We start from the raw sequence: 21,334 nt of genomic DNA on the forward strand, positions 1-21,334 counted from the left end.
GCACCACAACAGGTGGTTTACGACCTCTACGACACTTCCGCGCACCGGACCGGGTACCTCGCTCACAGGACTTCCGAGCGAGGAGAGGCGATGCTTGAGAAAACAGGCAGGCTGCCGAGGGTTCTGCTGGCGTTCCTCCTCATCGGACTCGCCGCGCCCGCGCCCGCGGCCGAGGCGGGCGAAGGCGCTCCCGTGGGCCGCACCCAGTCCTTCTGGCTGCACCTCAACAGCACCCCGGTGTCCGACGCCACGATCGCGGTCGAGGCCAAACGCCGGGCGCACATCGTGCTCAACGCCTGGGAAGGCGACCTGCTGAAGAAGATCAAGGCGGTGAACCCCGAGGTCAAGGTGTACGTCTACAAGGACCTCTCCTCCACCCGCTCCTACGCGTGCAAGAAGGGCAGGGACGACGAGCACCTGCCCGCTGGCCTGGGGTACTGCGATGTCCGGAAGAACCACCCCGAGTGGTTCCTGGAGGACTCCCGCGGGAAGGAACTCTCCTACTCCGGCTACGAGGGCCATTGGCAGATGGACGTCGGGAACCCCGAATACCGCAAGGCCTGGGTGAGCAACGTCGTCGCCACTTCCAAAGCCACCGGGTTCGACGGCGTGTTCGTCGACAACGCCCTCTACACCTGCGACGCCTACCACTCCGGCGTGTGCCCGGCGAAATACCCGGACAACGCGTCGTTCCAGGCGGCCTACAAAGGCATGCTCGCCGAGATGAAGTGCGGTTTCGCGGCCGCGGGGCTGCTCTCGGTCGGGAACCTGACCAACGCGCGGCTGCAGGCGGGCGGGTGGGACGCGTACGGCGCCTATCTCGACGGCGCGTTCGACGAGTGGTGGCTGGCGTTCTCCAGCTCCCGGCTCCTCGAGGACTACCCGGAGGGCTGGCGCCGGCAGGTCGCGGAGATCGCCGTCAACGAGGCGAACGACAAGATGACCTGGGTGCAGCCGCACTTCGACGTGGGCGACTCGAAGGCCTTCCGGTACGCGCTGGCCAGCCTGTACATGACCACCAGCGGGCAGGCCGCGATCGCCGAGATCGCGAAGACCGACGGCTACGGGGACCCGACGCCGTGGCATCCCGAGTACGACTGGCACCTCGGGCACCCCGTCGGGGCCTACCGCGCGGTCGCGAGCAAGGTGTTCCGCCGGGACTTCACCTGCGGCATGGCGCTGGTCAACGCCAACCCGACCGGAAGCCCGGCGGTCAAGGTGCCGCTGCACCGCGCGTACCAGGACCACGAGGGCAAGACGGTCACCTCGGTGAGCCTGCCGGGCACCACCGGTGTGCTGCTGCGGGCGAACTGCCCCGCCACGGCACCAGGGGCACTGCTCCCGCCAGACCTGCTTCCACCAGACCTGTTTCCACGGCCGTAGATCAAGCGAGGCTGATCGCCGCGAGCAGCAGGTGGAGTTCCGTCTCGGCGGCGTCGTGGGCGCCGGACTCGACGAAGACCGATCGGGCCAGGGCGGTGCCGATCAGCACCAGCGTCAGCACGTCGACCTGCGCGGTGCCGACGGCGTTCGCGATGTCCCCGCGGCCGGTGGCCCGGTCGATGAGGGCGCCGAGCTCGCCGCGGACCGCCAGGTAGACGTCGTCGTGCAGGATCCGGCGCAGTTCCGGGTCGTGTGCGGCCTGGCCCATCAGCGAGAGCAGCGCGGGACCGGTCGCGGCTTCGAGGATCTTCCGCTTGCGCGCCAGGAGTTCCCGGAGATCGCTTTCGAGGGCGCCGGTGTCGATCCCGGTCAGCTCGGCCTGGGCGATGTGCCGGGCCACGGCTCCGGCGAGGGCCTGCTTGGAGGGCCAGCGGCGGTAGAGCGACGCGGTGGAGGCGCCCGCGCGCTTGGCGACGGCGGTCGTGGTGAAGGAGGCCCACCCCGACTCGGTGAGGACCTCGATCGCCGCGGTGATCAGGGCCGCGTCCACTCGCGGGTCCTTGGGGCGCCCCTGTGCCGCGTCGGCTTTCGTCGTCATCCCGTCCAGCATACTCGAGCCAAGAAACGAAAAGGATCTGTTTCGTAATGCGGTACGGTGGGGCGCATGCCCTCGACGACAGCTGACATCGCCGCGACCGTCTCCGGCGCCCGCGAGGTGTTCGACTCCGGCGCCACCCGTCCCCTGGCCGCCCGCGCCGCCGGTCTCCGGGCGTTGCGCGCGATGCTCACCGAGAACGAGGCCGCGTTCGAGGCCGCCCTGTGGAGCGACCTGCACAAGGGCTCGGGCGAGGCGCAGCTGACCGAGATCGGCGTGGTGCTCGCGGAGATCGGCCACGCGCTGCGCCACCTGCGGAGGTGGTCGCGGTCCCGGCGCGGCCCGGTGCCGCTGGGGCTGTGGCCGGCGCGAGCCCGGCTGGTGCCCGAACCGCTCGGCGTGGTGCTGGTGATCGCACCGTGGAACTACCCGATGCAGCTGCTGCTCGACCCGCTCGCCGGCGTGCTGGCCGCGGGCGACACGGCCGTCCTCAAACCGAGTGAGCTCGCGCCGGAGACGTCGGCGCTGATCGCGAGGCTCGTGCCCGCCTACTTCCCCGACGGCACCGTGCGCGTGGTGCAGGGCGGCGTCCCGGAGACCACCGAACTGCTGGCGCAGCGGTTCGACCACATCGTCTTCACGGGCAGCGGCACGGTCGGCCGGATCGTGATGCGGGCCGCGGCCGAGCACCTGACGCCGGTGACGCTGGAACTGGGCGGCAAGTCGCCCGCCTGGTTCGACGACGACGCCCACCTGGACCAGGCGGCACGGCGGCTGGTGTGGGCGAAGTTCACCAACGCGGGCCAGACGTGCGTCGCCCCCGACTACGTGATGACCACCCCCGACCGGGTCCCCGCACTCGTGGAGGCGCTCGGCAGGGCGATCGCGGACCTGTGGGGTTCGGACCCGCGGGCGAGCGCGGACTACGGCCGGATCGTGGACGAACGGCAGTTCGACCGGCTCGTGTCCCTGCTGGACGGCACGAACGTGGTGGTCGGCGGCGAGCACGACCGGACGGAGCGGTACCTCGCGCCCACCGTCGTGACGCTGAGCGGCGACCGCCCGTCCGTCGGCCCGGACGCGGCCCACCCGGTGCTGCGCGACGAGATCTTCGGCCCCGTCCTGCCGGTCGTCGCGGTCGACTCGGCCGAGCAGGCGGTCGACGTCGTCAACGCCTGGGACAAGCCCCTCGCGCTGTACGTGTTCACGTCGTCCGCCCGCACCCGCCGCCTGTTCGAGCAGCACACGTCGTCCGGTGCCGTGGTCCACGACGCGGGCCTGATCCACGTGGCGGCGAGCGGGCTGCCGTTCGGCGGCGTCGGTGCCAGCGGGATGGGCGCCTACCACGGCCAGTACTCGTGGAAGGCCTTCTCCCACCTCAAGCCCGTGCTGCGCAAGCCGCTCGCGTTCGACACGCTCCGCCTCGCCCAGCCCCCGTTCGGCGGCTTCGGAACGCGCCTCGCCCAGCGCGTGATGCGCCGCGGGTGACGTGATCATCACCGTTCCGGTCCGCTGAATCCCGTTGTTCTGCTTGGATTGCGCGGTGTTCTGGGACTGGGTCGAACGGGTGTCGTGGGTAGCGGGGATCATCAGCGCCGTCATCGCGCTCATCGCGTCGCTGATGGCGTCCCGCTCCGCCGCGCTCGCCACCCGCCAGATGACGATGCTCGTCGCGGCGGCCACGGACAAGCCGGAGCTGCTGCAGAAGCTCGAACTGGAGGCGCGCGAGCGTTCGGAGGCCGTGCAGCGCCGGGTGCGCACCGTGGTGGTGTCGACGGTGACGATGATCGCTTCCCTGGGTGCCATCGCCTTCGCCGCCGTCATGCTGGCGAACCTGCCGGACCACGTGAACACCAAGGTCGTGGGCGGTGACGCTCCCCGGACCGTGCAGGAGTGCAACGGCGGCGGGGAAGCCACGGTCTGCGCTCCCGTGCACGTGTACGAACTGGCCGCCGGGGCGAAGGTGGAGACGCGGTTCGGCGGTGTCGGCCGCACTCCGGCGCGCACGGGACACGGCGGGCTGTCGGTCGAGCTGCCCGGCTGCGAGTCCGAGGTGAGGTGGCACGTCGTGCTCGACGGCAGGACCGTCGCCGAGGGCGTGTCGCGCGATGTCCTGGTGCGCAACGAGTTCCCGATGACGAGCGACCGCGAGTACACCTTCGTCGCCGAGCGCGCGGGTGGGGACTGCGCCACCACGGAACTGCGCGTGCGCACCGGGTTCACGTTCGGCGACTAGCGTCCTGGGCGAGCATCCCGGCCAGACGGCGCGTCCTGCTCTGGGTGGCCGCGTCGAGGTCGTGGTGCGCGGTGAGGACGATCTCCGTGGCACCCGCCTCCGCGTAGGCGCGCAGCCCGGCGGCCACCGTGTCCTCGTCGCCGATCAACGCCAGGTCCGCGGGGTTCTCGGTGCCGTTGAGCGCGAGCACGCGCCGGTAGGACTCGAACTGGGTGTAGAAGGCGAGGCCGTCGGCCATCGCTCTGGGCGGTCGACAGTTCGCGGCACTCCAGGACCACTCCGGGGTGCGCGGACCGGAACCGCGCCAGCAACGACGGCAGCAGTTCGATCAGCGCCTCGCCGACGAAGCCCAGCCGCAACGAACCGGCCAGTCCGCGCGCCGCCCGTTGCGCCTCGGTCGCCCCGGTCTCGATCTGCTCCAGCACCGCCGTGCGTGCACGACGTAGACCGCACCCGCCGCCGTCGGCACCACGCCGCGCGCGGTCCGTTCGAACAGCCGGGTCCCCCGCTCCTGCTCGACCGCTCCCACCTGCCGCGACAGGGAGGGCTGGGTCATGCCGAGCGCCAGTGCCGCCCGCCGGAAGTGCCGGTGTTCCGCCACCGCCACGACGTAACGCAGTTGCCGCAGTTCCACACCCGCCGGCCGACCACGTCCGATGCCCAGTGGGCATCAGCCGATCTCACCGGCCGTCCGCGCGCCGTTCGCGGAACGCGATCATGTTCATCCGGTTGCCGCACCGCACGCTGCAGAACCGCTTCAACCCGTTGCGGGACAGGTCGAGCAGGAGCCCTGCGCAGTCGTCGGCCGCGCAGACCCGCAGGCGGTCCATCTCGTTCATCCGGATCACGTCGATGAGCGCGAGCGCCGCCTCCACCCGCATGCGTTCGGCGAGCGGCGAGGTGGGCTCGGTCGCGTGCATGTGCCAGTCGAGGTCGTCGTGCCGGACGAGGTGCGGCAGCGCCTTCGCGTCGCGCAGCATCTTGTTGACGGCCTCGACGGCGTCGTCGCGCTCCAGCGACCACACGTTCCTGAGCAGCGCGCGTGTCAGGTGGACGTCCCGCAGTTCCGCCTCGTCGCCGTCGATGCGCCCCGAGTAGTGGAACCGGCCGAGCAGGGCCAGCAACTGGTCGACGGTGGCCAGCTCGTCGTCGCCACCGCGCGACGCGGACGGGTCCGTGTTGCACAGCGCTACGACGAACGCGAGCGACTCCTCCGTGTCAGGGGCAAAACGCAAATTGACTCCTTACCGAGACCGGCCTAGCGTCAGGGTCATGAGCCAGGTTAGGCCATGACACCGTCTGGATCCGGGAGGCACGCGACCATGGGGACCCCGTCGAAGTCCACGGGCTTGATCGCAGCCGCGGTCTCGTTCATCTCGTTCGGCACCTCCGGCGCGTTCGTCAAACCGTTGCTGGAGGCAGGCTGGTCCCCCGCCGCCGCCGTCACGGCCCGCGCGCTCACCGCCGGTCTGGTGCTGCTGCCGTTCGTCATCGTCCTGATGCGCGGCCGCTGGACGTTGCTGTGGCAGGCGCGCTGGCCCGTGCTGGGCATGGGCCTGGTGGGCGTGGCGGTCACCCAGGTCCTCTACTTCGCCGCCATCCAGCGGATCCCGGTGGCGACGGCGCTGCTCATCGAATTTCTCGCCCCGCTCATCCTGGTCGGCTTCACCTGGGCGGTCAGCAGGCGCACGCCGGCACCCGTCGTCCTGATCGGCTCGGTGCTCGCGGTCGGCGGCCTGGTGCTGGTCATCGGCCCCGGCGCGATCCAGGCCGTCGACCCGATCGGCCTGGCCGCCGCCTTCGGTGCCGCCATCGGGTGTTCCGTGTACTTCGTGATCGCCGCCCGCCCCAACAACGGCCTGCCGCCGGTGGCACTCGCCGGCGCCGGCCTGCTGCTCGCCGTGCCGGTCCTGGCCCTGGTGGGAGCCACCGGCCTGCTGCCGTTCACCGCCACGTTCGGCGACGTGCCGCTGTTCGGCACCCCCACGGCCTGGTGGGTGCCGCTGCTCGTCGTCGCGGTCATCGGCACCGCGCTGGCCTACGCGAGCGGCATCACCGCCTCGGGCATCCTCGGCTCACGGCTGGCGTCGTTCATCGCACTGCTGGAGGTCGTCTCCGCCTCGCTGTTCGCCTGGCTCCTGCTGGGCGAGGGGCTCTCGCCGTTGCAGCTGCTCGGCGGCCTGCTGATCCTGGGCGGCATCGCCTCGGTCCGCGCCGAGCGCCAGAAGGTGGAACCCGTCCCCGTGCACGCCTAGGGCGTCGCCCCGCGGACCAGCAGGTGGCAGCGCCGCCCCCCAGCGGCACCGCCACCTGCTCCCCCTGTCGTGGAATCCCCCGATCCACGCTGCGAAGCCTGCCAGGGTGAACCTGAAGGGACGCTGAACGATCCTGAACCGGATTTCAGGACGCGATCATGATCGATGCGGCAGGCTGCTGCCATGCGCGTGCTCGTGGTGGAAGACGACCCCCGCCTCGCCGGCCTGCTCACCCGCGGCCTGACCGCGGAGGGGTTCGCGGTCGACGTGGAACGCACCGGCACGGACGGGTTGTGGCGGGCGCGCGAGCACCCGTACGACGTGATCGTCCTGGACATCATGCTGCCCGGTCTCAACGGGTACCGGGTCTGCCAGGCGTTGCGCGACGCGGGTGTGTGGACGCCGATCCTGATGCTCACCGCGAAGGACGGCGAGTTCGACGAGGCGGAGGGCCTCGACACCGGCGCGGACGACTACCTGACCAAGCCGTTCTCCTACGTGGTGCTGGTGGCCCGGCTCCGGGCGCTGGCCCGGCGGTCGCGCACCGCCCAGCCGGTGCTGCTGCGGGCCGGTGACCTGGTGCTCGACCCGGTCAGCCGGGAGTGCCACCGGGGCACCGCGCGGATCGACCTGAAGGCGAAGGAGTTCTCGGTGCTGAACTTCCTGCTCAGGCACGCGGGTGAGGTCGTCACCAAGTCGGAGATCATCGACGGCGTGTGGGACGCGGCGCAGGACCCCGACCCCAACCTGGTCGAGGTCTACATCAGCGCGCTGCGCCGCAAGATCGACACGCCGTTCGACCGGCGGAGCATCACCACCGTGCGCGGTGTCGGCTACAGGTTGGTGGACCGGTGAAGTCCCTGCAGGCCAGGGTGACCGTGCTGGCCACGGTGGCCACCGCGCTGCTGGTCGGCCTCGCCGGGATGCTGATGCTGGTGTCGCAGCGCGCGGAGATCGCGATGCAGACCGCGGACAGTTCGCGCGTGCACTACATGTGCTCCAGCACCCGGTGCGTACCGCTGCAGCCGTACGCGACCGCCGCCACGCCGGGGGTGCTCGTCCGGTACGCGAGCACGGAGGTGCGGCCGGCCCTGTCGCTGTGGCCGTTCGGCGACAGCGCTGCGACCCGGTCCCAGCAGGTCGGGGAAGGACCGCGCCGCGACGAGGACGAGGCCCGCGCGATCGCCTCGCGGGCGCAGGAGCAGCTCGACAGCGCCACGCTGGCCCTGCTCGCCGTGCTCGCGTCGATCACCACGCTCGTGTCCGTCACGGTGCTGGCCGCGACCAGCCGGGTGCTGCGGCCGGTGGAGACGATGCGCGCCGAGGTGGCCGAGATCAACGAGCACAACCTCACCCGGCGCGTCCCGGTGCCGTCCTCCGACAACGAGATCGCCCGGCTGGCCGCCACGCTGAACGAGACCCTCGACCGGATGCACCGCACCGTCGAGGACACCCGCAGGTTCGTCGCGGACGCCTCGCACGAGCTGCGCAGCCCGCTGGCCGCACTGCGCGCCGAGCTGGAGATCGCGCTGTCGCACCCGTACCTCGCGGACTGGCCCACCGTCGTGAAGTCGGCGCTGGAGGACGCGGAACGGCTGCAGGAGCTGACCACGGACCTGCTGCTGCTGGCCCGGCTGGACGCCGACGCGCTGGACAAGCAGGACACCGTCGACCTCACCGCCGTTGTGCGGCGCGAGGTCTCCCGCCGGGCCGCGGTCACCCTGGAGGCCGACGACCAGGTGCTCGTCCCCGGCCGGCGCGCCCAGCTGTCGCGGCTGCTCGGCAACCTGCTGGACAACGCCGAACGCCACGCGGGCACCGAGGTCGTCGTGCGCCTGCGCGGCGGCGAGACCGCCACGCTCGAGGTCATCGACGACGGCCCCGGCATCCCCGAGGCGGACCGCGAACGCGTCTTCGACCGGTTCACCAGGCTCGACGAGGCCCGCACCCGTGCCGCGGGAGGTGCAGGCCTCGGTCTCGCGATCGCCCGCCGCATCGCCACCCGGCACCACGGCACGCTCGACGCCACCGACGCCGAGGGGTTCCGCGGAATCCGTTTCGTGGCAACGATTCCCACCGGCATCCCGCAACCGAGGAAGGCCACCGCCCTGGGGCAGCAGCGCCTGGGCGACGAGGTGTGGCAGTTCCTCAACGGTTCGATCGTGCCGGCCCACGGCCACATCCCCGAACCACGCCCGGTCCCCGAGCCGGAGCTGGACTGGGCGCTCATCTTCGGCGAACACCAGCCGGTGCACGCGTGAGCCGGGGCGCCTGACACGATCACGGACATGGAACGCGTCGTCATCCTCGGCCGTGGCGGCGCGGGGAAGTCCACCCTCGCGACGGCCCTCGGCACCGCGACCGGACTCCCCGTCATCGAGCTCGACAAGCACTTCTGGGGACCGGACCTGGAGCCGACCCCGCACGACCTCTGGGCCATCGTCCAGGGCGAGCTCGCCGCCGAGGACCGGTGGATCATGGACGGTGACCTCGGCCCCCACGACGTCCTCGAGGTCCGCCTGCGCAGGGCGGACACCGTGCTGCTGCTCGACTACTCCTTCCCGCGCTGCGCCTGGCGCGCGCTGCTGAGGTCCCGCGAGAGCGCCGAGTTCTGGCGCTGGGTGTGGTCGTGGCGCCGCAGGTACCGGCCGCTCCTGCAGAACGCGATCGCGGCACACGCCGGAGAAGCACGGCTGCACGTGTTCCGGAGCCCGCGCGCGACAGCTCGTTTTCTCGCACAGCACTCGTGACACGACCGTGCCCGGCGTCCACAGTGGAGCGCCGGGCACGGGACAGGGGTGTCACGGGGTGACAGGAGCGTTGGTCAGGCCCTTCACCGCCCCGGTCACGGTGTTGGAGGCGTGCACGACGTTGGGCAGCGCCGCGCACTTCGACACCGAGGTGATGTTGATGGCGTACTGGCCCACGCCGCCGAGGTCCGAACGGTTGCCGCGCCAGGTGTTGCCGCAGCCGTTGGGCAGGGCCGGGGTGGTGCTGGTGTTGTGCGTCTCGTAGCCGTGGGCGAAGGTGCCGGGACTGCGGAACGTGCCGGTGTTGTCCTCGACCAGGTAGCCGATGCCCTTGACGTCGACCCAGGAGTCGGCCGAGTTCTGGCCGCTGATGCCCTGGCCGTCGAACGTGTTGCCGCGGATGACGCCCTCGTAGGTGCCTTCCTTGACGTCGATCGCCTCGGCCGTGACGTTCGGGCCGATCCTGTTGTTCAGCACCTGGACGCGGTCGCTGCGGTCGATGCCGCCGCTGTTGCCGTGGCAGGCCCAGTTCGAGTTGGCGGAACCGAGGTACACGCCTTCGCCGTAGCCGGGCTGGACGAGACCGGTGTCGGTGATCGTGGAGTTGCGGATGACGCCGTCGGCCGAGGAACGGCGGAAGTGGACCGCTTCCTCGTCGAGGTGGTGCACCGAGACCGCGTCGATCGTGACGTGGTGCGAGTCGTCGAGGACGATGCCCTTCTTCGACTCCCGCACGGTGAACCCGGTGAGGTTCCAGTACGGGGAGCCGAAGAGCCACAGGCCGTAGCCGGAGTCCCAGCCCGCGGTGGGCGCGGGGCAGGACGGGGCGACGCCGGTGGGACCGTCGTTGATGAGGACGGCATCGCGCGGTCCGCTGAGGGTGATGCGCTGGGACGCGGTGCCCGCCCGGCCGTTGGCGACGAACGAACCGCGGTACGTGCCCGGCGCCATCCTGATCGTCTGGCCGGGGCCGGCCGCGGCCAGCGCCGCCTGGAGCTGTGCCGCGGTGGACACGTCGACGGTGCCGCCACCGCCGCTGTCCGGGCTGGTCGTCGCGCTCACGGCGGTGCTCGCCGCCGACCTGTTGCCCGCCGCGTCCCTGGCGCGCACCGTGAAGGAGTACGCGGTGGCCGGGGACAGGCCGCTGACGGTCGCCGACGTGCCGGTGACGGTCGTGCTGACCGCGTTGCCGAGCAGCACCTCGTACCCGGTGACGCCGACGTCGTCGGTCGACGCCGTCCACGCGAGCGACACCGAACCGGACGTCACCCCGGTGGACCGCGGGCCGGTCGGCGCGGTGGGCGCCTGCGTGTCCACGGGCGGGGTGGTGCCTCCGCCGCACGGCGCAGCGTTGATCGTGCAGTTCGTCGGCAGGCTCCCGCCGGAGGCGTTGAAGCCGAACTTCGTGCTGGCACCGGGCTTGACGGCACCGTTGAAGCCCGCGTTGGTGAACTTGTGGTGCTGACCGGCGGAGGTGCGGACCGAGCTCCACGAACTGGTGACCGTGGTGCCGGACGGCAGGTCGAACTCGACCGTCCACGACGTGCTCGCGGCGTCACCGGAGTTGGTGATCGTCACGTCCGCGCCGTAACCGCCGTTCCACACCGACGTCTGGGTGACCGCCGCCTTCAGCACGGGTGCCGCGGCCTGTGCGGACGCGCCGCTGAGCAGTGCCGCGACGGTCGCGGCCACCCCGGCCAGTGCCAGTGCCCTGGTGCGCATCAGTTGCCTCCGCAGGAGTTGCCGTTCACGGTGCAGCCGGTGGGAAGACCGGTGCCCGAGGCGTTGAAGCCGAACTTCGTGCTGGCACCGGGCTTGACCGCACCGTTGAAGCCCACGTTGGTGAACTTGTGGTGCTGGCCCGTGGACGTGCGGACCGAGCTCCACGAACTGCTGACCGTGGTGCCCGACGGCAGGTCGAACTCGACCGTCCACGACGACGTCGCGGTGACGCAGCCGTTGGTCAGCGTCACGTCGGCGCCGTAACCGCTGCTCCACACCGAGGTCTGGGTGATCTTGGCGGTGAGGCACGAGCCCGGCGGCGGGGTCGTCGTCGTGGTCGTGGTGCTCGTGGTCGTCGTAGTGGTGGTGGTCGTGGTCGACGTGGTGGTGCTGGTGGGCGGGGTGCCGCTGATCGAACTGAGGAACAGCGACGCCGCCGAGTCGGTCTTCGTGGCGTCCACGCCGTGGCCGCCGGTGTAGTCGCGCTGCTCGTTGGAGGCCCAGTCGGCGATCGGCGTGCCGCCGATGTCGAGGTGCTGGTAGGCCGAGCCGTTCCAGCCGAACTGGTAGATCCGCGCGCGGTCGGCGTAGAAGCCGGTGAACGGGCCGCCGGTCGCGGTCTGCTTCGTCATGGTGTTGTTGAAGAAGACGTTGCGGGGACCGGACGCGCCGGACCACTTGACGGCCTTCTTGCCCGCGCCCCACCAGATCGGGAACCAGTTCGAGCTGTCGGGACCGCCGCCACCCTCCTCACCGCAGTTGGCGCGGCAGTTGGCCGACCGGTGGGCGTAGGGCACCCGGACGGTGTTCAGCTCGAAGAGGTTGTTGCGCTCCCAGCCGCCGTGCAGGTTCAGGTCGGAGTCGAAGTCGTTGCCGATCACGACGTTGCCCGCGGCGGACCACTGGAACGTGAAGTGCCGCAGGTTGCGGGAGGTGTTGCCGGCGTAGAGCGAGTCCCAGACGCGCGAGCCGCGGAAGTAACCGTTGCCGCCCTTGCCCTTGTTCCACGAACCGTCGAGCTCGTTGTTCACGATCTGGAGGTTCTTGGCCTCCTCGGTGACGATCGGGTGCGACCCGGTCATCTCGGCGCGGACGCCCTTCACCCACGAGTTCGCCGCCCACTTGAAGACGATGCCGTGCATCTCCGCGGCGGGGGCCATGTTGCCGTAGTTGTTGACCGAGTCGGGCTGGTTCAGGCCGGGCATCGCCTGGGTGAAGCCGAAGTCCTCGAAGCCGACGCCCTCGACCGGATCCACGAGCGGCGACACCTTGGAGTCGTACGGCGTGCCGCCGATCGGCGCGGACCCGTCCGAGGTGGAGTTGACCGGGACGTCGAACTCCAGCGGCCTGTCGAGCGTCACCGTCGTGCCGGAGACCGCCGTGACGGTGAAGATCTGCTGCCGCATGTGCATGTTCAGCATCGGGTAGGACGTGCCCGTCGCCTGCTGCTGCTCGTAGAACTTCACCGAGTTCGCCGCGCGCACGTTGACGAACGTGCCGGGCTTGATCCTCGTCACCGACTGCACGCTGATCGTGCGGTCACCGGCTTTCGCGGCCGCCGCCACCTTCGCGCCGACCTTCCAGTGCACGTTGACCGTGCCCTCGAACAGGTCCTTGCGGTTCTCCGGTGCCGCCGCGTAATCGCTCGCGTAGCTCTGGTCGACGCCGCGCGACTGCACCCGGAACAGGCCGCGGCCGGGCCACAGCCAGCCGCCCTTGCCCTGCCCGGACGTCATGCCGTCCTCGTCCCAGTCCGAGCCGTCCGGCGTCAGGGAGTCGTACAGGGTGTTCGCGTCCGGCCGGAAGGTGATCTTCGTGGCATCCCTGCCGGCCCCGCGGATGACCAGGAAGTCGGCGTCGGCGTGCAGTTCGCGCGAGACCGCCAACTCACCGGCGGGCAGCGTGATCAGGCTGAGCTTGGAATAGCCGGCCGACGGCGAGCAGGTCGTCCTGATCGAGTCGATGGCCGCCTGCAGACCCGCCGAGTCGTCCAATCCGTCGTTCGGCTTCACGGCGAACTGGCCCGCCAGTTCGGCGGCGGTGATCTGGCACGCGGCACTGGTGTTGATCTCGCTCGGGCCCGGGAGGTTCTGGCCTCCGCGATAACCCGCCCTGCTCCAGTCGTACAAGCCGCCCACGGGTGCCCGGCGGTTGCCCGCCGAGGTGTCCAGACCGGTGAGCGCGCCCGCGCCAGGGGCCGCGCCGGCCGTGTTCACCAGCACGGCGATGCCCGCCGCGGCGACTGTGCCCACGATGCCGAGCACAGCTGCCCGGCGTAGGCCTTGACTTCGGGACACGCATGCCTCCAGGGACTCTTCGGACCGCGGTTGTGTGGCGGCTCACACCGCGGAGTCGAATTGTGAATAGTCCACGAAGTCCCCGTCAACAATTCGCGCGCAATTCGCAGAAATGTTCGAGCATGTGAACTTCAGATATGTGAAATAGGAAATCTGCAACGTTTGCAGAAGACTGTCCGACCGCTTTCGCGACTCCCGGAATGGAAATTCGGGATTCCGCTCAGTCCCGCCCGTAGGCCTTCCGCGCGATCCGGGCGGCGGACGGCGCGTGGGCGTCCGCCTCCGCCTTCACGTCGGCGATCATCTGCGAGGCCCTGGCGAGCGCCTGCATCTGCTTGTGCGGGTACGCCGGCGGCAGGTCGTAGCTCGCGGCGAGCGCGGCGGTGCTGACCGGGCGGTCGTTGTCGACCCAGGCGAGCGAGAGCAGCACGTGCACGGCCCACTCGACACCCTGGTTCATCCGCACCGGCCGATGCCAGGAACCTGGACATCGAACGTCAAGTTTCCCCGCCACCGGAGCAGACGTTCCACAGTGGAGGCTCAGCTCCTCAGAGCGGCGATCACCTCGTCGGCGGCGCGGTCGCCCGAGGTGAGGGCGCCGTCGACGTGGCCGTTCCAGACCGACGCGGTCTCGGTCCCCGCCCAGTGCACGGTGCCGATGGCGGCGCGCCAGCCGTGCTCGCCGTACTGCGTCCAGCCGCCGGGGTAGACGAAGCACGCGTAGCCGCCGATGGTCCAGCCGTCCTCGGACCAGGCCATCTCGGCGTAGTCGACGGGCATGCGCGCACGGGCGCCGGCGACCTCCGCCAGCGCCGCGAGGACGTCGGCCCGGCGGACGTCGTCGGGCGCGGCGGCCCAGCGGTCGACGCGGTCGCCGTGGACGAACGCGACGAGCACGCCTCGTGACGCGTCCTGCGGCGAGTTGTCGAACACCGCTCCCACCGGGTTGCGGCCGTAGAGGGTGGCGATGCCGGAGCGGTCCTTCTTGCGCCAGAACGGTTCCTCGTAGACCGCGTGCACCTTCGCGACGCGTCCCATCGGCGTGTGGCCCGTCCAGCCCCGGCGCACGGGCGGCAGGGCAGGTTCGAAGCCGATGCGTCCCAACGCCGCCGGCGGCACGGTGACGATCGCCCGCCGCGCCCGCACCACCGCCTTGCCGGTGACCACCTCGACACCGTCGGCCGTGTGCCGGATCGTGAGCACCGGCTCGTCCAGCCGGACGGTCAGCGGCGCCGCCATCGCCAGGGCGAGAGCGTCCGCGCCGTCGGAGAAACGGGAGTCCCGCGCGCTTCCTGAGGTGCCCGCCAGCTGCTCGCAGCCACCGGCCGAGGCGACGGAGAACAACACGTGGAACAACGAGATCTCGCGCGGCTCGCAGCACCACACGCCCTGCACGACGAGTGCCAGCCTGCGCAGCGCGTCCTCGTCGTCGGTCTGCGACCCGAAGAACTCCTCGGCGGACATCGAGTCGAGGACGTCGAAGTTGGGCGTGAGCCAGGGCTGGTCCAGGTCCACGGTCAGCGCGAGCTCGTCGAGCAGCGCGGTGACGCGACCGTGCTCGGCGATGCCGGGACCGGACTTCGGCAGCGTGCCGGAGTAGTCGGCGCGGGTGCCGTCGTGCCAGACCTCGACGTGCCGGCCGGTCTCCCAGGCCGGGAACGTCGCGCACTCGAACTGCGCAGCGAGCTCGTGGAACCGCTTCTGGGACGGACCGATCCACTGTGCACCGTGGTCGACGCGCACGCCGGACGACAGCACCTCGCTGACGGCACGGCCGCCCACGCGGTCCGCGGCCTCCAGGACGACCACACCGAGTCCGGCGGCCGAGAGGCGGGACGCGGCCGCCAGGCCCGCGTAGCCGGCGCCGACGATCACGACGTCGGCCGATTGCTGCTCCAGTTCGGTCACGACGCACACGATGGGCAGAACCGCCCTGCCAGTCAAGGCAGGAGCCGGTGGATCACCGGCAGCAGGACCGATTTCGGCGGGTCCCAGACGTGCCGGTCCTCGAACGGCCACGCGTAGGTCAGGGCCCCGTCGCGGACGCAGTCGAGCAGTCCCGGCGCCGAGAGCTCGGCGGCGGACCACTCGTAGAGCCGCCGCAGCCGCGGCACGATCATCCCGAAGTCGACGAGACGGGCGAACCCGTGCTCCTCGCCGAGGTAGTACCGGACGCCGGCGCGCAGCGGGTACTCGTCCGGCAGCACGCGCGAGAGCTGCAGGAAGATGCCGGTCATGCCGAGCCGGGGGTCGCCGAACAACGGCGCGAGCGGGCGCAGCCGGCCGAGCGAGAGCGCGGGCGCGGCCACCAGGGCGTGCGTGTAGAGCACCCGGCACAGGATGACGTTCTTGAAGAACCGCTCGGGCTCGCGTTCCGCCTCCGCGAGGTCGCGGTGCTCCAGGTAGGCGGCGACGACACTGCCGTTGTGCGCGCGGTACCACGCCGATGCCGTGGGATCGCGCGCGAAGGCCAGCCATTGCGCGGCCGTGTGCGACGACGGCGGGCCGGTGAGGCCGCCGCTCAAGGCCACCGCCTCGCACCCGTCGCGGAGGATGCGCTCGTTCACCGCACGCCACCACGGGCTGCCGGGCCGCGGGTGGGACGCCGGCCGCAGCACCCCTCGGCGCAGCTGCCAGCGCATGAACGACCTCGCCGCCCGGCGGAACGGCAGGTGCCGCGGCGCCTGGCCGAACGGGCCGTGGTGGCAGCGTTCGATCAGCGCCAGGCGGCCGGCGGGGTCGTCGCGGACCGCAGCCACCTGCCGCCCGGCCCAGTCCGCGGCGTCCACGCTAGAAGGGCGGCGGGCTGAGCCACCGCATCAGAAGTCGTCGCCGCTCGTCAGCACGTGCTCCATGGCGTCCGCGCGGCCGACCAGCAGCGCGAGCGGGCGCTCGAACTCCTCCCGCACGCTCAGGTCCTCCAGCGGCACCACGTGCTTGAGCAACGCGAGGCCGTCCACCACGGCCGCCCCGCCCACCTGCGACTCACCCGCGAGCTCGAGGAAACGGCGCAGGTCGACGTCCGCGGCGCGGCCGACCGGCGAGGAGATCTCCACCCACGCCGCTCCGCCGAGGTCCGGCAGGTGGTGCACGGAGACCTGCTGGGTCCGCTCGCCGTCTGTGTCGAGGCGGAAGCGCAGCCAGTCGTCCGTCTCCTCCAGCACCTCGTACCGCAGCCGGACATAGTTGATCACTTCGACCCAGGACGTCACGCCCGGTTCCGCCTCTCTCACGCCTGTTCCCCGCCACCACCGTAATGCGGGAACAGGGCGTTGGTGTTGCTTTGGCCGATCGTGTCGTACCGCTCGACGACCTGATCGAGACCCGCCGGTCATCCGAACTGGACGAGCAGCGAGCCCGTCACGAGCAACGTGAGGCCGGTGACCCGCGCGGAAGTGAGCGGCCTGCGCGGCATCCGGAGGAGTCCACAGTGGTCGATCACCGCCGACGCGATCTGCTGGCCGGTGACGGTGAGCGCGACCGTGGTCGCCGCGCCGATCTCCGGGATCAGCAGGAACGTCGCGGTGACGTAGGCCGCGGCACACCCGGCGCCGAGCCAGCCCCACCACGGCATTTTCTTGAGCGTCACCGGCTCCGGCGCCGGGGTGCGGTGGAACAGCAACACCACCACGATGGCCAGGGTCGCAACGGTGAAGCTGATCAGGGCGACGGCGAGCGGCGCGTGCAGGTCGGCGCGCAGCCTGGCGTTGATCGCGCCCTGCACGGGCAGCACCGCGCCCGCCGCGAGACCGAGCCCGATCCAGCCGGCCCGCGCGGCCCGCACCGGCCGGGAGAGCACGGTGATGCCCGCGAGCACCGCCACGGCACCGGCCACGACTCCCGCGGACAGCGGGTTCTGCGGCACGCCGAGCAGACCGAACAGGTCCAGCGCGACGGACGCGAACATCTGGCCGGTCACGAAGAGCCCCACGGCGGCGAGCGCGCCGAGTCTCGGGAACAGCAGGATGCCGCTGGTGATGTAGAGCGGGCTGGCCAGCCCGCCGGCCAGGTGCCACGGCTCGACGTCCGGTACCAGCGCCACCGCACCGATCGTTCCGGTCGCCGCGGCGAGCACCGTGAGCAGCACCGCGGCGAGTCCGAGCTGCAGCGCCGACGCTCCGTAGGGCGTGCCGGCCGCCTTGGTGAGCTGCAGGTTCGCCGACGCCTGCACGGCGAGCAGGCATCCGACGAGCAGCGCGGAGCTCAGAAGCACCAAGTACACGACAAACCCCCAAATAAGTGGACACTGTGTCCGCTAATCGAGAATAAGCATGAAGTGGACATGCTGTCCAGTTACCTGATGATCGAGTACGATCCGCTCATGGCCAAGGAACGCGCCGACGCCGCGCGCAACCGGGCGCGAGTCCTGGCCGCCGCCGAGGACCTGTTCGCGGCCAAGGACGCCCGCCAGGTCACGATGGACGAGATCGCCCGTGCCGCCGGCGTCGGCCGCGCCACCCTCTACCGCCGCTACCCCGACCCGGCCTCCGTCGCGGCCGCACTGCTGGACGAGCACGAACGCGTCCTGCAGGAACAGCTGATGGGCGGCCCGCCACCGCTGGGACCGGGGGCTGCGCCCTCAGAGCGCCTCGCGGCGTTCTACACGGCCATGACGGGTCTGCTGGAGCGCCACCTGCACCTGGCGCTCGGAGCGGAGACCGGTGACGCCCGGTTCCGCACGGGGGCCTACGGTTTCTGGCGGCTGCACGTGCTGACACTGCTGCGCGACGCGGCCGTGCCCAGTCCAGAAGGGCTGGTCGAGGTCCTGCTCGCACCGCTGGCCCCCGAGATCTACCAGGAACAACGGCGCCGCGGCCTCTCCCCGCACCAGATCACCGCCTCGCTGACGTGGCTCAGCCGGCTGCTGGACACCTGAAAGGCGAACGACCGTGGCCACTGCCAATGAGAGCGCCGTCAAACTCGCGGTGCTGATCGACGCGGACAACGCCCAGCCCTCGATCACCGAGGCGCTGCTGGCCGAGATCGCCAAGTACGGCACCGCGCACGTCAAGCGCGCGTACGGCGACTGGACCGGCACCAACCTGAAGGGCTGGAAGGACCACCTGCTGGCCCAGTCGATCCAGCCGATCCAGCAGTTCGCCTACACGACGGGCAAGAACGCGACCGACGCGGCGATGGTCATCGACGCGATGGACCTGCTGTACTCCGACCGCTTCGACGGCTTCTGCATCGTCTCGAGCGACTCCGACTTCACCCGCCTCGCCGCGCGCCTGCGCGAGTCCGGGCTCACGGTCTACGGCTTCGGCGAACGCAAGACGCCCAAGCCGTTCGTCGCGGCCTGCGACAAGTTCATCTACGTCGAGAACCTCGCCTACCCCGAGGCCGAGGTCCCCGCCGAGACGCCGATGGCGCGGAAGTCGACGGTGTCCGTCGCGCAGCTCAAGGGCGACACCACGCTGGTCAAGCTGCTGCGCAACGCCGTCGAGGCGGCGTCCGACGAGGACGGGTGGGCCTCGCTCGCCGCGGTGGGCAGCATCATCACCAAGCAGCGCCCCGAGTTCGACTCCCGCACCTACGGCTACTCGAAGCTCAGCGACCTGATCACCGCGACGACGCTGTTCGAGGTCGACCGCCGTGTTCAGGGCAAGAAGTCGGCGGTCTACGTGCGAGACCGCCGACGATGATTGCTTTTGGTCAACACTGAAGCAATTGAGAGTGCTGACCCGTTCGCGCGGGCGAACGGGTCAGGTCTCGTCAGCGCCAGCCCAGCGCTGGTGCCACGTGCGTCAGGATGTTCTCCAGGACGTGCACGTTGAACTCGACACCGAGCTGGTTCGGCACGGTCAGCAGCAGCGTGTCCGCCTCGGCGATCGCCTCGTCCTCCGCCAGTTGCTCGACCAGCACGTCGGGCTCGGCCGCGTACGAGCGGCCGAAGATCGCCTTCTGCGGCCCGTCGATGAACCCGAGCGAGTCCTTGCTCTTGCCGTCGCCGCCGAAGTACATGCGGTCGAGGTCCGTGGTGAGCGCGAAGATGCTGCGCGACACCGAGACGCGCGGCTCGTGCTTCCAGCCGGCCTCGGTCCAGGCCTTGCGGAACGCCCTGATCTGGTCGGCCTGCTGGACGTGGAACGGCGCGCCGCCCTCGTCGAACTTCAGCGTCGAGCTCATCAGGTTCATGCCCTGCTGGGCCGCCCAGGCCGCCGTGCCGTTGGAAGCCGCGCCCCACCAGATGCGGTCGCGCAGACCCGGGGCGTGCGGTTCGAGGCGGAGCAGGCCGGGCGGGTTCGGGAACATCGGGCGCGGGTGGGGCTCCGCGAAGCCGCGGCCTTCCAGCACCTTCAGGAACAGCTCGGAGTGCATGCGGGCCATGTCGGCGTCGGTCTGGCCCTCACCGGGTCCGTAGCCGAAGTGCCGCCAGCCGTCGACGACCTGCTCGGGCGATCCCCGCGAGATGCCGAGCTGCAGCCTCCCGCCGGAGATGAGGTCGGCGGCGCCCGCGTCCTCGGCCATGTACATCGGGTTCTCGTAGCGCATGTCGATCACGCCGGTGCCGATCTCGATGCGGTCGGTCTTCGCGCCGATCGCGGCGAGCAGCGGGAACGGCGAGGCGAGCTGCCGCGCGAAGTGGTGCACGCGGAAGTAGGCACCGTCCGCGCCCAGTTCCTCGGCGGCCACGGCCAGGTCGATCGACTGCAGCAACGTGTCGGCCGCCGACCTCGTCTGCGAGTGCGGGCTGTCCGTCCAGTGCCCGAACGACAGAAAACCGATCTTCTTCATGCCGTCCAAGATAGTTCAACGTTCAAGTAAATGCTTGTGACTCGTGCGTCACGTGCTGATCAGCGCTTCGGCCGGCGGTCCACGATCCGCTTCATCTTGCCGACGGACCGCTCGATCCCGCCCGGCGCGACGACGTCCACCGCGACGGTGACGCCGATCGAGTTCTTCACCAGCCGCCGCAGCTCCTCCCCCGCGTCGCCGGCCGCGCCGTCCTCGCGGTGCTCCACGAGCACGGTCAGGTCGTCGAGGTTGCCGGTGCGGCTCAGCACGCACTGGAAGTGCGGCGACAGCGCGGGTACGCGCAGGATCAGCTCCTCGATCTGGGTCGGGAACAGGTTCACGCCGCGCAGGATGATCATGTCGTCGGTGCGGCCGGTGATCTTCTCGATCCGGCGCATGCTCCGCGCGGTGCCCGGCAGCAGGCGGGTCAGGTCGCGGGTGCGGTAGCGGATGATCGGCATCGCCTGCTTGGTCAGCGAGGTGAAGACGAGCTCGCCCTCCTCGCCGTCGGGCAGCACCTCGCCGGTGACCGGGTCGATGACCTCCGGGTAGAAGTGGTCCTCCCAGACGTGCAGGCCGTCCTTGGTCTCGACGCACTCGCTCGCCACGCCCGGCCCGATCACCTCGGACAGCCCGTAGATGTCCACCGCGTGCATGTCGAGGCGGCGCTCCACCTCGTGGCGCATGTCGTTCGTCCACGGCTCGGCTCCGAAGATGCCGACCTTCAGCGAGGTGGAGCGCGGGTCGACACCCTGCCGCTCCATCTCGTCGATGATCGAGAGCATGTACGACGGCGTCACCATGATGACGTCCGGCTCGAAGTCGAGGATCAGCTGGACCTGGCGCTCGGTCATGCCGCCGGACACCGGGACGACCGTGCAGCCCAGCAGTTCCGCGCCCGCGTGCGCGCCCAGTCCGCCGGTGAACAGCCCGTAGCCGTAGGCGTTGTGCAGGACGTGCCCGGCCCGGCCGCCCGCGGCGCGGATGCTGCGCGCCACGACCTGAGCCCAGGTGTCCAGGTCGGCCAAGGTGTACCCGACGACGGTCGGCTTGCCGGTCGTCCCCGACGAGGCGTGCACGCGGGCGACCTCGGTGCGCGGGACGGCGAACATGCCGAACGGGTAGTTGTCCCGCAGGTCGGACTTGGTCGTGAAGGGCAGCTTCGCGAGGTCCGAAAGCGACTTCACGTCGCCGGGGTGCACGCCGCTCGCGTCGAGGGAGGCGCGGTAGTGCGGCACGTTCTCGTAGGCGTGGCGGACCGACCACTGCAGCCGTTCGAGCTGCAACGCCCGCAGCTCGTCGATCGAGGCGGTTTCGACGGCCTCCAGGTCGCCCGGCTGCGGGCTCAGGTCCAGCAT

General features: G+C 70.7%; 22 protein-coding genes. 9 read left to right on the forward strand and 13 right to left on the reverse strand.

Features of this window, described 5'->3' with window-relative positions; genetic code table 11:
• The first annotated feature begins 90 nt into the window (after window positions 1–90).
• Complete coding sequence (locus DFR72_RS13040; protein WP_114773668.1) at window positions 91–1,383, forward strand: putative glycoside hydrolase; 1,293 nt, start codon at window positions 91–93, stop codon at window positions 1,381–1,383.
• A 1-nt stretch (window position 1,384) separates the two neighbouring features.
• Here the strand turns inward: DFR72_RS13040 and DFR72_RS13045 are convergent, their stop codons facing one another.
• Window positions 1,385–1,981: a TetR/AcrR family transcriptional regulator gene (locus DFR72_RS13045; RefSeq protein WP_170176241.1), complete on the reverse strand. Its 597-nt coding sequence runs from the start codon at window positions 1,979–1,981 to the stop codon at window positions 1,385–1,387.
• Window positions 1,982–2,047: 66 nt separating this feature from the next.
• Here DFR72_RS13045 and DFR72_RS13050 point away from each other — a divergent pair, with 66 nt between their 5' ends.
• Together DFR72_RS13050 and DFR72_RS13055 are read left to right on the forward strand one after the other, a co-directional pair.
• Window positions 2,048–3,466: an aldehyde dehydrogenase family protein gene (locus DFR72_RS13050; RefSeq protein ID WP_090062347.1), complete on the forward strand. Its 1,419-nt coding sequence runs from the start codon at window positions 2,048–2,050 to the stop codon at window positions 3,464–3,466.
• 55 nt (window positions 3,467–3,521) lie between these two features.
• Window positions 3,522–4,214, forward strand: a complete 693-nt coding sequence (locus DFR72_RS13055; RefSeq protein WP_090062346.1) for a hypothetical protein — start codon at window positions 3,522–3,524, stop codon at window positions 4,212–4,214.
• Here DFR72_RS13055 and DFR72_RS45495 read toward each other — a convergent pair.
• The 3 genes from DFR72_RS45495 to DFR72_RS13065 form a co-directional block, all read right to left on the reverse strand.
• Window positions 4,198–4,452 (reverse strand): hypothetical protein, encoded by a 255-nt coding sequence (locus DFR72_RS45495; protein WP_090062344.1) that lies wholly within the window; start codon window positions 4,450–4,452, stop codon window positions 4,198–4,200. The genes DFR72_RS13055 and DFR72_RS45495 overlap by 17 nt on opposite strands.
• Window positions 4,453–4,542: 90 nt before the next feature.
• Complete coding sequence (locus tag DFR72_RS45500) at window positions 4,543–4,848, reverse strand: LysR family transcriptional regulator (protein WP_170176242.1); 306 nt, start codon at window positions 4,846–4,848, stop codon at window positions 4,543–4,545.
• 46 nt (window positions 4,849–4,894) lie between these two features.
• Window positions 4,895–5,449 (reverse strand): CGNR zinc finger domain-containing protein, encoded by a 555-nt coding sequence (locus tag DFR72_RS13065; protein ID WP_090062341.1) that lies wholly within the window; start codon window positions 5,447–5,449, stop codon window positions 4,895–4,897.
• A gap of 87 nt (window positions 5,450–5,536) precedes the next feature.
• Between DFR72_RS13065 and DFR72_RS13070 the strand changes: the two genes are divergently transcribed.
• From DFR72_RS13070 to DFR72_RS13085, 4 genes are all read left to right on the forward strand, one after another.
• On the forward strand, window positions 5,537–6,469 hold the full coding sequence (locus tag DFR72_RS13070; protein ID WP_090062339.1) for an EamA family transporter: 933 nt from the start codon (window positions 5,537–5,539) through the stop codon (window positions 6,467–6,469).
• Between the two features lie 183 nt (window positions 6,470–6,652).
• Window positions 6,653–7,324 carry a response regulator gene (locus DFR72_RS13075; protein ID WP_090062338.1) on the forward strand — a complete coding sequence of 224 codons (672 nt, stop codon included), beginning with the start codon at window positions 6,653–6,655 and terminating at the stop codon, window positions 7,322–7,324.
• The gene (locus tag DFR72_RS13080; protein ID WP_090062336.1) at window positions 7,321–8,730 is read left to right on the forward strand and encodes a sensor histidine kinase; all 1,410 of its coding nucleotides are present in this window, start codon (window positions 7,321–7,323) and stop codon (window positions 8,728–8,730) included. The genes DFR72_RS13075 and DFR72_RS13080 overlap by 4 nt, the downstream gene beginning before the upstream one ends.
• Window positions 8,731–8,757: 27 nt before the next feature.
• Window positions 8,758–9,219, forward strand: coding sequence for a P-loop NTPase family protein (locus DFR72_RS13085; protein WP_090062335.1), 462 nt, complete (start codon window positions 8,758–8,760; stop codon window positions 9,217–9,219).
• Window positions 9,220–9,270: 51 nt separating this feature from the next.
• Here DFR72_RS13085 and DFR72_RS13090 read toward each other — a convergent pair whose 3' ends face one another.
• From DFR72_RS13090 to DFR72_RS13120, 7 genes are all read right to left on the reverse strand, one after another.
• Complete coding sequence (locus tag DFR72_RS13090) at window positions 9,271–10,941, reverse strand: cellulose binding domain-containing protein (protein WP_090062333.1); 1,671 nt, start codon at window positions 10,939–10,941, stop codon at window positions 9,271–9,273.
• Window positions 10,941–13,193: a cellulose binding domain-containing protein gene (locus DFR72_RS46325; RefSeq protein ID WP_245982870.1), complete on the reverse strand. Its 2,253-nt coding sequence runs from the start codon at window positions 13,191–13,193 to the stop codon at window positions 10,941–10,943. The genes DFR72_RS13090 and DFR72_RS46325 overlap by 1 nt, the downstream gene beginning before the upstream one ends.
• 265 nt (window positions 13,194–13,458) lie before the next feature.
• Window positions 13,459–13,704, reverse strand: a complete 246-nt coding sequence (locus DFR72_RS13100) for an Rrf2 family transcriptional regulator (protein ID WP_090062330.1) — start codon at window positions 13,702–13,704, stop codon at window positions 13,459–13,461.
• Between the two features lie 74 nt (window positions 13,705–13,778).
• Complete coding sequence (locus tag DFR72_RS13105) at window positions 13,779–15,146, reverse strand: flavin monoamine oxidase family protein (RefSeq protein WP_211335405.1); 1,368 nt, start codon at window positions 15,144–15,146, stop codon at window positions 13,779–13,781.
• 32 nt (window positions 15,147–15,178) lie between these two features.
• On the reverse strand, window positions 15,179–16,027 hold the full coding sequence (locus DFR72_RS13110; RefSeq protein ID WP_090062327.1) for a hypothetical protein: 849 nt from the start codon (window positions 16,025–16,027) through the stop codon (window positions 15,179–15,181).
• A gap of 30 nt (window positions 16,028–16,057) precedes the next feature.
• Window positions 16,058–16,450, reverse strand: coding sequence for a hypothetical protein (locus tag DFR72_RS13115; protein WP_090062326.1), 393 nt, complete (start codon window positions 16,448–16,450; stop codon window positions 16,058–16,060).
• A gap of 119 nt (window positions 16,451–16,569) precedes the next feature.
• Window positions 16,570–17,460, reverse strand: coding sequence for a DMT family transporter (locus DFR72_RS13120; RefSeq protein ID WP_090062324.1), 891 nt, complete (start codon window positions 17,458–17,460; stop codon window positions 16,570–16,572).
• A 78-nt stretch (window positions 17,461–17,538) separates the two neighbouring features.
• Here DFR72_RS13120 and DFR72_RS13125 point away from each other — a divergent pair, with 78 nt between their 5' ends.
• A complete protein-coding gene (locus DFR72_RS13125; protein ID WP_211335406.1) occupies window positions 17,539–18,114 on the forward strand; it encodes a TetR/AcrR family transcriptional regulator in 576 nt (191 codons plus the stop codon).
• A 13-nt stretch (window positions 18,115–18,127) separates the two neighbouring features.
• A complete protein-coding gene (locus tag DFR72_RS13130) occupies window positions 18,128–18,883 on the forward strand; it encodes an NYN domain-containing protein (RefSeq protein WP_090062323.1) in 756 nt (251 codons plus the stop codon).
• A 70-nt stretch (window positions 18,884–18,953) separates the two neighbouring features.
• Here DFR72_RS13130 and DFR72_RS13135 read toward each other — a convergent pair whose 3' ends face one another.
• Complete coding sequence (locus tag DFR72_RS13135; protein WP_090062321.1) at window positions 18,954–19,976, reverse strand: LLM class flavin-dependent oxidoreductase; 1,023 nt, start codon at window positions 19,974–19,976, stop codon at window positions 18,954–18,956.
• Window positions 19,977–20,035: 59 nt separating this feature from the next.
• Window positions 20,036–21,334, reverse strand: a complete 1,299-nt coding sequence (gene paaK, locus DFR72_RS13140) for a phenylacetate--CoA ligase PaaK (RefSeq protein WP_090062320.1) — start codon at window positions 21,332–21,334, stop codon at window positions 20,036–20,038.

The organism is Lentzea flaviverrucosa, from assembly GCF_003350445.1.
Taxonomy (GTDB): Bacteria; Actinomycetota; Actinomycetes; order Mycobacteriales; family Pseudonocardiaceae; genus Lentzea; species Lentzea californiensis.

What these genes read in the sequence shown, in the direction of transcription:
- DFR72_RS13045 (WP_170176241.1), bottom strand. Translation starts at nt 1,981, where the DNA reads ATGACGACGAAAGCCGACGCGGCACAGGGGCGCCCCAAGGACCCGCGA.
- DFR72_RS13090 (WP_090062333.1), bottom strand. Translation starts at nt 10,941, where the DNA reads ATGCGCACCAGGGCACTGGCACTGGCCGGGGTGGCCGCGACCGTCGCG.
- paaK (WP_090062320.1), bottom strand. Translation starts at nt 21,334, where the DNA reads ATGCTGGACCTGAGCCCGCAGCCGGGCGACCTGGAGGCCGTCGAAACC.
- DFR72_RS13135 (WP_090062321.1), bottom strand. Translation starts at nt 19,976, where the DNA reads ATGAAGAAGATCGGTTTTCTGTCGTTCGGGCACTGGACGGACAGCCCG.
- DFR72_RS13050 (WP_090062347.1), top strand. Translation starts at nt 2,048, where the DNA reads ATGCCCTCGACGACAGCTGACATCGCCGCGACCGTCTCCGGCGCCCGC.
- DFR72_RS45495 (WP_090062344.1), bottom strand. Translation starts at nt 4,452, where the DNA reads ATGGCCGACGGCCTCGCCTTCTACACCCAGTTCGAGTCCTACCGGCGC.
- DFR72_RS13070 (WP_090062339.1), top strand. Translation starts at nt 5,537, where the DNA reads ATGGGGACCCCGTCGAAGTCCACGGGCTTGATCGCAGCCGCGGTCTCG.
- DFR72_RS13040 (WP_114773668.1), top strand. Translation starts at nt 91, where the DNA reads ATGCTTGAGAAAACAGGCAGGCTGCCGAGGGTTCTGCTGGCGTTCCTC.
- DFR72_RS13085 (WP_090062335.1), top strand. Translation starts at nt 8,758, where the DNA reads ATGGAACGCGTCGTCATCCTCGGCCGTGGCGGCGCGGGGAAGTCCACC.
- DFR72_RS13075 (WP_090062338.1), top strand. Translation starts at nt 6,653, where the DNA reads ATGCGCGTGCTCGTGGTGGAAGACGACCCCCGCCTCGCCGGCCTGCTC.
- DFR72_RS13125 (WP_211335406.1), top strand. Translation starts at nt 17,539, where the DNA reads ATGATCGAGTACGATCCGCTCATGGCCAAGGAACGCGCCGACGCCGCG.